The organism is Streptomyces hygroscopicus subsp. hygroscopicus, assembly GCF_001553455.1.
GTDB classification, from domain to species: Bacteria; Actinomycetota; Actinomycetes; order Streptomycetales; family Streptomycetaceae; genus Streptomyces; species Streptomyces hygroscopicus.
This window is the reverse complement of the sequence record NZ_BBOX01000570.1, coordinates 1-6,239: the sequence shown is the minus strand read 5'-3', so window position 1 is coordinate 6,239 and position 6,239 is coordinate 1. Positions and strand designations below refer to the sequence as shown.

Sequence of the window (6,239 nt, the reverse complement as noted above, 5' to 3'; positions counted from 1 at the left end):
CGCCCGGCACCGAGGGCGAGGCGTCGTGAGCGGCAGACCGCCGAAGCTGCCGCAGCCGCGCCGCCGACTCCCCGCACCCCGTCAGGCCGCCGCGCCTCGCACGGTGTTCCGGCTGACCGGCTCCGGCCGCCGCGCCGCAGGGCTCAGCCGCCGCACCGTGGGGCTCAGGGGCAGGCTGGGGGGCCTCGCGAGGAGGCTCGGGCTCAAGGGCAACCCCGGGCGCAAGCCCCGGCTCGAGGGCAAGCTCGGGTTCAGGGACGAACCCGCGCTCAAACCCCGGCTCAAGGCCAACCCCAAGCGCCAACCCCGGCTCAGGGCCAAGCTCAGCGGCGCGCTCGGGCTCAGGGGCTCGGCCCGAGGCGCCTGGCTCCGCAAGGTCACCGGCCGCGCCGGGAAGCTCCCCACGGCCGAACCCTCCACGGCCGGAGTCCCGCCCACCGAGCGCCCCGTGCCCGGACTTCTGCCGTCCTGGCTCCCCATCCCCAAACACCGCCCGTCCGGACTCCCCACTCCCAAGCTCCGTCCGTCCGTACCCCGCACCCCCAAGCTCCGCCCCTCCAGACTCCCCACCCCCAAGCTCCGCCCGCCCAGACACCCCACCGGCAGGCTGCGGAAGCTCCGCACCAGCACCCCCACCCGCACCCACACCCCCAACCGCACCCGCACCCGCACCCGCACCCGCACCCGGATGGTGTTCGCCCTCGCGACCCTCCTCGCGCTGGTGTGCGCCCTGCTGCTGGACGGCTATCTGGACGCCGAGATCGGCAACGACGCCCGGGTGCACCGCTCGCACGCCTCCCGCACCGTCCCCGACCGGCTCCGCAAGGGCGGTCCGGTGATCACCTTCGACCGGAGCGGAAAGGCCACCGAGCACGCCATCCCGTCCCGGACCATCGCGCTGACCTTCGACGACGGGCCGGACCCCCGCTGGACCCCGAAGATCCTCGACGTGCTGCGCCGCCACAAGGTGCGGGGCACCTTCTTCGTGCTGGGCCAGATGGTGATCCGCCATCCGGAGCTGGTCCGCCGGATGAGGGCGGCGGGCCATGAGGTCGGCGTGCACACCTTCTCCCACGTCGACCTGTCGTACCAGGGCACGGGACGCATGGACCGCGAACTGGCCCAGTCCCAGCTGGCCCTGGCCGGGGCGGCGGGCATCACCAGCTCGCTGTTCCGCGCGCCGTACGCCTCCAAGGTCCGCGCGCTGGACGACCGCACCTGGCCGGTGCAGCAGCACATCGGCGCCAAGGGCTACATCAGCGCCTTCGTGGACGCCGACAGCGAGGACTGGCAGCGGCCCCCGGTCAAGGAGATCGTCCACAACGCCACGCCCCGCGGCACCAAGGGCGCGTCCGTGCTCTTCCACGACGCGGGCGGCAACCGCTCGCGGACCGTCAAGGCCCTGGGGCAGTACATCGAGCGGATGAGGAAGAAGGGCTACTCCTTCACCACCGTCACCGGCGCGCTCGGCGCCCGCAGCGCCAACCACCCGGCCCGCACCGTGCGGGTCTGGGAGGGCCGGGTGCTGATCTGGGCCGCGGCGTTCACCCACAGCGCCCTGCCGGTGCTGATGGGGCTGCTGGGGCTGGTGGGCCTCTCGGTGCTCGGACGGCTGCTGCTGATGGTGGTCCTCGCCTGGTGGCACCGATGGTCCCGGGAGCGGCGGCGCTGGCGGTGGGTGCAGGAGGTGAACGATCCGGTGAGCGTGATCGTGCCCGCGTACAACGAGAAGGAGTGCATCGCCAACACCCTGGGGTCGCTGGCCGCCTCCACCCATCCGATCGAGATCCTGGTGGTGGACGACGGCTCCACCGACGGCACGGCCGACATCGCGGAGGCGCTGGGGCTGCCCAACGTCCGGGTGCTGCGCCAGGCCAACGCGGGCAAACCGGCCGCGCTCAACCGGGGCATCGCCCATGCCCGCCACGAGCTCATCGTGATGATGGACGGCGACACCGTCTTCGAGCCCACCACCATCCGGGAGCTGGTCCGCCCGTTCGCCGACTCGCGGGTGGGCGCGGTCGCGGGCAACGCCAAGGTCGGCAACCGGAACCGGCTGATCGGGGCCTGGCAGCACATCGAGTACGTGATGGGCTTCAACCTCGACCGGCGGATGTACGACCTGCTGCGCTGCATGCCCACCATCCCCGGCGCGATCGGCGCCTTCCGCCGCCGGGCGCTGCTGGACGCCGGGGGCATGAGCGCGGACACCCTGGCCGAGGACACCGACATCACCATCGCCCTGCACCGGGCCGGCTGGCGGGTGGTCTACCAGGAGCACGCCCGCGCCTGGACCGAGGCGCCCGGCTCCCTCGGCCAGTTGTGGAAGCAGCGCTACCGCTGGTCCTACGGCACCATGCAGGCGCTGTGGAAGCACCGCCGCTCGCTGATCGACCGGGGCCCCTCGGGACGGTTCGGCCGGGTGGGGATGCCGCTGGTGGTGCTCTTCCAGATCCTCACCCCGCTGTGCGCACCGCTGATCGACCTCTTCACCCTCTACGGCGTGATCTTCCTGGACCCGGTGCGTTCGCTGCTGGCGTGGGGCGCCCTGCTGCTGGTGCAGCTGCTGGGCGCGGCGTACGCGTTCCGGCTGGACCGGGAGTCCTGCCGGGCGCTGGCCGCCCTGCCGCTCCAGCAGATCGCCTACCGCCAGCTGATGTATCTGGTGCTGCTGCACTCCTGTGTCACCGCGGCGACCGGTGCCCTGCTGCCGTGGCAGAAGCTCAAGCGCACGGGGGAAGTGGAGGCGCCGCGGGCGCCGGAGGCCGTACGGTGACCGGGCTCACCCGATCGGTCCGGCGGGCGTCGGGAACACGGTGGGGCGTGATGACGCTGTGCTGGACGGAGGTGTTCCCATGACCGACGAGAGCCACCGCGACGACGGCCCCGAGGAGGGCTACCGCATCGAGCACGACTCCATGGGAGAGGTGCGGGTGCCCGCGCACGCCAAGTGGCGCGCCCAGACCCAGCGGGCGGTGCAGAACTTCCCCGTCAGCGGACAGCGCCTGGAGCGGGCGCACATCGAGGCGCTGGCCCGGATCAAGGGGGCGGCCGCCCTGGTCAACGCCGAGCTGGGGGTGGTGGACAAGGACATCGCGGAGGCGATCCGCCAGGCGGCGGCCGAGGTCGCCGAGGGCCGCTGGGACGACCACTTCCCGGTGGACGTCTTCCAGACCGGCTCCGGCACCTCGTCCAACATGAACACCAACGAGGTGCTGGCCACCCTGGCGAGCGAGCGCCTGGGCCGGCCGGTGCACCCCAACGACCACGTCAACGCCAGCCAGTCGTCCAATGACGTCTTCCCCTCGTCCATCCACATCGCGGCCACCGCGGCCGTCACCGGCGATCTGATCCCGGCCCTGGCCCATCTGGCGGAGGCGCTGGAGCGCAAGGCCGCGGAGTTCGCCGAGGTGGTCAAGGCCGGGCGCACCCATCTGATGGACGCCACTCCGGTGACCCTCGGCCAGGAGTTCGGCGGCTACGCGGCCCAGGTGCGGTACGGGATCGAGCGGCTGCGCGCCTCGCTGCCCCGGCTGGCCGAGCTGCCGCTGGGCGGTACGGCGGTGGGCACCGGGATCAACACCCCGCCCGGGTTCGCCGCCGCCGTCATCGCCGAGCTGTCCCGCACCACCGGACTGCCGCTGACCGAGGCCCGGGACCACTTCGAGGCGCAGGGCGCGCGGGACGGGCTGGTCGAGACGTCCGGGCAGCTGCGGACCATCGCGGTCGGCCTCACCAAGATCGCCAATGATCTGCGCTGGATGGCGTCGGGCCCCCGCACCGGGCTCGCCGAGATCACCCTGCCCGACCTCCAGCCCGGCTCCTCGATCATGCCGGGGAAGGTCAACCCGGTGATCCCCGAGGCCACGCTGATGGTCGCGGCGCAGGTCACCGGCAATGACGCCACCGTCGCCGCGGCCGGGGCCGCGGGGAACTTCGAGCTGAATGTGATGCTCCCGGTGATCGCCAAGAACCTGCTGGAGTCGATCCGGCTGCTGACCCGGGTCTCCCGGCTGCTCGCGGACCGCACGATCGACGGGATCACCGCCAACGCCGAGCGGGCCCGGGAGTACGCGGAGTCCTCCCCGTCCGTCGTCACCCCCCTCAACCGCTACCTGGGTTATGAGGAGGCGGCGAAGGTGGCCAAGCGGTCGCTGGCGGAGCGCAGGACGATCCGGGAGGTGGTCCTGGAGTCCGGCTACGTGGAGCGCGGGCAGCTGACCCTGGAACAGCTGGACGAGGCGCTCGACGTCCTGCGCATGACACACCCGTAGCCGAACGGCGGTCCGTGGAGCCCCCGCCGGACCGGCGGCTTCACGGGCCCGCCCCCGGTCGTTGGCCCCCGGTTGCGGCACAGGTCACGGCACCGCGGCCGGCTCGCACCTAAGATCTGCTCATGACAGCGGACATCGTGGGGACGACGGGGACGGCGGACACCGCCCGGTGGGCACCGGGCGACCAGATCCTGTGGCGCTATCGGGCCAACGCCTCCGACCTCATCCACATCTGCCGTCCGGTGACCGTCGTGGAGGACACCGCGGAGCTGCTCGCCGTCTGGCTCGCCCCCGGCACCGCCTGCGTCAAACCGCAGCTCACCGACGGCACCTCGGTGCACCGCGAACCGCTGCCCACCCGTTACACCAAACCGCGCACCACCGCGCTGTCCCAGTGGTTCGGCACCGGGGTGCTGAAGCTCGCGCGGCCCGGCGACCCGTGGTCGGTGTGGCTGTTCTGGGACCACGGCTGGCAGTTCAAGAACTGGTACGTGAACCTGGAGGAGCCACTGGTCCGCTGGGGCCGCGGCGTGGACTCCGAGGACCACTTCCTGGACATCGCGGTCTACCCCGACCGCAGCTGGGAATGGAAGGACGAGGACGAGTTCGCACAGGCGCAGCGGGCCGGGCTGATGGGTTCGCGGCAGGCGGAGCGGGTCCGGGCCGCGGGCCGGGCGGCCGTCGCCACCATCGAGTCCTGGGGCGCGCCGTTCCGGGACGGATGGGAGGGCTGGCGGCCCGACCCGGCGTGGCCGGTGCCCGCCCTTCCGGCGGACTGGGGCCGTACGGGCAAGGAGCGCACCTCGGCACACTCGGGGCCATGAACCTCTTGTCGTGTTCCAGTGTTTCAAACGTAGGATCGTCGTCCGGAACACTGCCCATGCGGGACACCTGACGCCGACGCAAGTCACGGGCCATGCGCGAGACATGACGTAATGTCACGAGGAGGGGGCGGAGTCGTGAGCGGTGAGGACGCGTGCGAGGACGGTTACGAGGGCTACGAGGACTTCGATCGCCTCGCACTGGACCGCAGCGGCCAGGCGGAGGCGTTCGACGCCATCGGCGACCGGCTCGACGACGCCTTCCCGCACAAGGAGGGCCAGATGGTGGCCGGCCGGTGGCTGGCCGAAACGCTTCCGCCCGGCTCCCGGGTGCTCGACGTCGGCTGCGGTACGGGCGTGCCCACGGCCCGTCAGCTGACCGACGCGGGGCATACGGTGGTCGGGATCGACATCTCCCAGGGCATGCTCAAGCTGGCCCGGGACAATGTGCCGGAGGCCACCTTCCACCACGTGGACATCGTCGATCTGCGGGTGGGCGGCCGGTACGGCCCCGGCGGCCCCCTGGAGCTCGGCCCCTTCGACGGCGTCACCGCCAACTTCTCGCTGCTGCTGCTGCCCCGCCCGGAGATCCCGTACGCCCTGCGGACGCTGCACGCGGTGCTCAGACCCGAAGGGCTGCTGACGCTGGGCATGGTGGAGGCGGACATCGATGACTTCCCCATCCCGTTCCTCGGCCACTCGGTCCGGGTATCCGGTTATCTGCGGGACGAGCTGCGCCAGGTCGTACGCGATGCGGGCTTCGAGATCACCGGGGAGGACTCGTACTCGTACGCCCCGGCCAGCACGGACGTACCACCCGAGATCCAGCTCTTTCTGAACTGCCGACGACGTGCCTGACACTCGGTGCGCCCACGACATCTGGGCGCACGGCCCCGGACGGATGGAAACCCACGCGTGACGGAGCACCCGACCTCCCACAACAGGCGGCAGGCGGCCACCTCTGCCGCCGCCCCGGGCGCACCCGCGCCCGACGACGCGCACGGCGCGGTCCCGGACCCGCGGACCGCCGTGCGGCAGACGGCTGCCCCCGGTCAGGAGCCGGGCGGCGGCCGGCCGCGTCCGGCCTTCCCCGCGGACGGCCCCTCGGGACCGGCGGCCCACGACGGGCCCCCGGGCCCCGGAG

The 6,239-nt window shown here is 72.4% G+C and carries 4 protein-coding genes and 1 pseudogene; all 5 read left to right on the top strand.

The genetic code is table 11. The annotated features are described in order from the left end of the window. The first annotated feature begins 688 nt into the window (after positions 1 to 688). Positions 689 to 2,776, top strand: coding sequence for a bifunctional polysaccharide deacetylase/glycosyltransferase family 2 protein (locus AXW62_RS38755; protein WP_060948466.1), 2,088 nt, complete (start codon positions 689 to 691; stop codon positions 2,774 to 2,776). A 79-nt stretch (positions 2,777 to 2,855) separates the two neighbouring features. After that, complete coding sequence (locus tag AXW62_RS38750; RefSeq protein ID WP_060948465.1) at positions 2,856 to 4,274, top strand: class II fumarate hydratase; 1,419 nt, start codon at positions 2,856 to 2,858, stop codon at positions 4,272 to 4,274. A gap of 122 nt (positions 4,275 to 4,396) precedes the next feature. Then, positions 4,397 to 5,098, top strand: coding sequence for a cytidylyl-2-hydroxypropylphosphonate hydrolase (gene fomD, locus AXW62_RS38745; RefSeq protein WP_030822482.1), 702 nt, complete (start codon positions 4,397 to 4,399; stop codon positions 5,096 to 5,098). A gap of 111 nt (positions 5,099 to 5,209) precedes the next feature. Further along, entirely contained in the window at positions 5,210 to 5,953 is a 744-nt protein-coding gene (locus AXW62_RS38740) for a class I SAM-dependent methyltransferase (RefSeq protein ID WP_174556483.1), read from the top strand. A gap of 57 nt (positions 5,954 to 6,010) precedes the next feature. After that, positions 6,011 to 6,239: pseudogene (locus AXW62_RS45255) on the top strand (hypothetical protein); the annotation flags it as partial.

Excerpts from the sequence above, each read along its gene's own strand:
- AXW62_RS38755 (WP_060948466.1), top strand. The coding sequence starts at position 689 with ATGGTGTTCGCCCTCGCGACCCTCCTCGCGCTGGTGTGCGCCCTGCTG.
- AXW62_RS38750 (WP_060948465.1), top strand. The coding sequence starts at position 2,856 with ATGACCGACGAGAGCCACCGCGACGACGGCCCCGAGGAGGGCTACCGC.
- fomD (WP_030822482.1), top strand. The coding sequence starts at position 4,397 with ATGACAGCGGACATCGTGGGGACGACGGGGACGGCGGACACCGCCCGG.
- AXW62_RS38740 (WP_174556483.1), top strand. The coding sequence starts at position 5,210 with ATGTCACGAGGAGGGGGCGGAGTCGTGAGCGGTGAGGACGCGTGCGAG.